Origin of the sequence: Dyella sp. (genome assembly GCF_036568765.1) — a bacterium.
Lineage (GTDB): Bacteria > Pseudomonadota > Gammaproteobacteria > Xanthomonadales > Rhodanobacteraceae > GSA-30.
Genome location: NZ_DATCRY010000150.1, coordinates 1 through 3,527 on the forward strand (window position 1 = coordinate 1; position 3,527 = coordinate 3,527).

The 3,527-nt window shown below is 62.7% G+C and carries 4 protein-coding genes and 1 pseudogene; 2 read left to right on the plus strand and 3 right to left on the minus strand.

The window, feature by feature from the left end:
* Both VIM98_RS10560 and VIM98_RS10565 read left to right on the plus strand, forming a co-directional pair.
* Positions 1 to 606: pseudogene (locus VIM98_RS10560) on the plus strand (TonB-dependent receptor); the annotation flags it as partial.
* A 10-nt stretch (positions 607 to 616) separates the two neighbouring features.
* Positions 617 to 2,029, plus strand: a complete 1,413-nt coding sequence (locus VIM98_RS10565) for a coniferyl aldehyde dehydrogenase (protein WP_331993065.1) — start codon at positions 617 to 619, stop codon at positions 2,027 to 2,029.
* Positions 2,030 to 2,032: 3 nt separating this feature from the next.
* Here VIM98_RS10565 and VIM98_RS10570 read toward each other — a convergent pair whose 3' ends face one another.
* The 3 genes from VIM98_RS10570 to VIM98_RS10580 all read right to left on the minus strand — a co-directional run.
* Entirely contained in the window at positions 2,033 to 2,257 is a 225-nt protein-coding gene (locus tag VIM98_RS10570; RefSeq protein ID WP_331993066.1) for a DUF6429 family protein, read from the minus strand.
* Between the two features lie 57 nt (positions 2,258 to 2,314).
* On the minus strand, positions 2,315 to 2,668 hold the full coding sequence (locus tag VIM98_RS10575; protein WP_331993067.1) for a metalloregulator ArsR/SmtB family transcription factor: 354 nt from the start codon (positions 2,666 to 2,668) through the stop codon (positions 2,315 to 2,317).
* Between the two features lie 69 nt (positions 2,669 to 2,737).
* Positions 2,738 to 3,527: arsenical-resistance protein (locus tag VIM98_RS10580; protein WP_331993068.1), on the minus strand; the 790-nt coding region annotated here is incomplete at its 5' end.

Consider the following 3,527-nt stretch of genomic DNA (forward strand, 5'->3'; position numbering starts at 1 on the left):
GTCTATTACTACCGCTACGACAACCGCCAGTCGCTGACGCTCGACCCGAACAGCGCAGGCTCCGGCGTGCCACGCTACCTGGTCAACAGCACCGATCAGGAGGCCAAGGGCCTGGAGTTGGAGGGTCAGTGGCGACCGCTGGACGCGCTGCGTTTCAGCTTCACCGGCGCCTATATCGATTCGACCTACCGCAAGGCCATCGCGCCCTCGGGCGTGGACCTGGACGGCCAACCCACCGGCGAACCGCGCTTCTCCTATACCGCCGGCGTGTCCTACACCTGGGAGCAGGTCGCCCATGGCGCGCTGGAGTTCGATCTGAACTACGCCTACCGTGGGCGCGAGCGCTGCAACGCCGATTCGCAGCTGCAGGGCGAATGCGTGGTCAGCCCGAACTTCCAGGTCGGCCAGGCGCAGCAGCGCACCGACGCCCGACTGGATTGGCATGCTCCCGGCGACCGCTGGGGCGTGGCACTCTATGCCAACAACCTGTTCAACAACCGCTACGTGACTGGCGTGAACAACATCAGCAGCACGGTGTTCGGCACGCCCTTCGCGAGCATTACACCGCCGCGCATGTACGGTCTCGAACTGCGCGCCAGGTTCTAGAGGCTAAGCCATGAACGCACCGGACAACGACCTGCACCAGACCCTGCTCCTGATGCGCCAGGCACAGGTGCAGGACCCGTTGCCCGGCTGGCCGGCACGCGCCGCGCGCCTGCGCGCGCTCGAACGCATGCTGCTGGAGCAGCGTGAAGCGTTTGCCGATGCCATCTCCACCGATTTCGGCAACCGTCCGCGCGAGGAAACCGACTTGCTGGAGATCTTCCCCAGCCTGTCCGGCTTGCGCCATGCATTGCGCCATGGACGCCGGTGGATGCGCCCACGGCGCGGCATGGCCGGCATGGCCTTCCTGCCAGCCGGCATCATGACCGTGCCGCAGCCGCGCGGCGTAATCGGCATTATCGTGCCTTGGAACTACCCGCTCTACCTGGCCGTCGGTCCGTTGATCGACGCGCTCGCGGCGGGCAATCGCGCGATGATCAAGATGAGCGAATTCACACCGCGCTTCTCTGCGCTGTTCGCCGAACAGTGCGGGCGGTATTTCAAGGCCGACGAAGTGCGCGTAATCACAGGAGATGCGGACGTCGCACAGGCGTTTTCCGGCCTGCCTTTCGATCACCTGCTATTTACCGGTTCCACTGCCGTCGGCCACCACGTCATGCGCGCAGCGGCGCAGCATCTGACGCCGGTGACGCTGGAACTCGGCGGCAAGTCGCCTGCCATCGTCGGCCCGAATGCACGCTTCGAACATGCCGTGGAACGCATTCTCTACGGCAAGCTGGTCAATGCCGGTCAGACCTGCATTGCGCCGGACTATGTCCTGCTGCCCAAGCAGCGCGTCGGGGATTTTCTGCAGGCAGCCAAACGCGTCGCCAAACGCCTGTACCCGGAGGCGTCGCGCGCTACGCAGTATGCGAGCATCGCCACCGATCGCCACTATCGGCGCCTGGCGTCGTTGCGCGATAGCGCGGTAGCCGCCGGCGCGCGTGCCGAATCCTTGTTCGATGGCGGCGACGACGCTACGCGCCGCTTGCTTGGCCCAACTTTACTGCTCGGCGTGGACGACAGCATGGCCGTGATGCGGGAGGAAATCTTCGGGCCATTGCTGCCCTTGGTAACCTACGATTCGCTCGATCAGGCCATCGCGTATATCGGCAGCCATCCGCATCCACTCGCGCTTTATCTGTTCGAGGACGATCGGAACACGATCGAGCGCGTGCTGGCGCAAACCCATGCCGGCGGCGTCACCGTCAACGACACGCTCTACCACATCGCACAACATGGACTGCCGTTTGGCGGCGTCGGCAAATCAGGTATGGGCGGCTACCACGGCGAGGCGGGTTTCCGCACGTTCTCGCACATGAAGCCCGTGTTCCGGCAAGCGCGACTCAATGGCGTGGGCTTGCTCAATCCACCGTACGGCGCGACATTCAAGCGCATGGTGAAGTGGTTGTTCAAGCTGGGCTGAAAGTCACTTCGCGAAAAGCTCCTTGAAAAGCCTCTCGGATTCAAGCATCCCGGCTTCGGTAAGTACGACGGACTTCGCCTTGCCGACCGGATTGCCGATCATCCCTTGTTCGTGAAGCCGGTTCATGGTGTCCCAATCGAAACCCTTCCACGCACGGTCGCGATCGTGCAGTGTCAGTTGGAGTAACGCGAGAACGGCTTTATCGATGGCGGCGGTGTCGATGTCCATTGTAATTGCTCCTTGGCAGTGACTGTTCGCGGCGAAACTTATCCGATGCGGCGCACCCTAGGATGCGCTCCGACGTATACGCGCGGCCGTAGCCGACTTCGGCTTCGCCGAAGAGGGTCCGCAGCTCTGTCCGTTGCAGCAATTCTCGGTCAGGAACCCGACCAGATCGTTCATGGCTTCGATCACGGGCGCGTAGTAAATGAAACGGCCGCTCTGGCGACTGGTCACCAGGCCCGCATGCAACAACTCCTTCAGATGGAAGGATAGCGTTGCATTGGGAATTCCCAGACGCTCGCCGATGGTCCCTACCGGAAGGCCCTCAGGCCCCTGCTGCACGAGCATCCGAAAGATCGACAAACGCGACTCCTGGGCGAGTGCCGATAGCATCTTGACGGTCTGCGAGGTCTGCATAGGGACGGCGGCACAACGGAAAGAGCGGTTGGCGCTAGTGTAGCGAAAAGCCGGCAACGGGTCGGAGGGCTAGATTCGTGCTTCGTACCATCGGCGTGAACGGTTCACGATGCGCACGACCGAGAGCATCACCGGCACTTCGATCAGGACGCCCACGACCGTAGCCAGGGCCGCGCCGGAATGAACACCGAAAAGACCTACCGCCGTCGCCACGGCCAACTCGAAGAAATTGCTGGCACCTATCAGCGCCGAGGGCCCCGCCACGCAGTGAGGCACGCCGAATTGGCGATTCAGCAGATAGGCCAGTCCCGAGTTGAAATAAACCTGGATCAGGATCGGCACGGCCAGCATGGCAATCACCGCTGGCTGCGTCAGGATCTGCTGTCCCTGGAACCCGAACAACAACACGAGCGTGGCCAGGAGCGCGAGCAATGAGACCGGACCGAGCCGATGCAGTAATGCCTGCAACCTCGCCATCCCTCCATGGGCCAGGATCGCGCGCCGCAGGGCGACGCTGAAAAGCACCGGGATGACGATGTACAACCCCACCGACAGCAGCAATGTGTCCCACGGTACCGTGATCGAAGAAATGCCCAGCAGCAGGGCGACGATGGGCGCGAACGCCACCACCATGATGGCGTCGTTGAGCGCCACCTGGCTCAGTGTGAAATGGGGTTCGCCTTTGCAGAGACCGCTCCAGACGAACACCATCGCCGTACACGGCGCGGCAGCGAGCAGGATCAAGCCGGCGATGTAGGAATCGATCTGATCGGCAGGCAGGTATGCGGAGAACACATGACGCACGAAGATCCAGCCCAGCAGCGCCATCGAGAACGGCTTCACCGCCCAGTTGATGAAC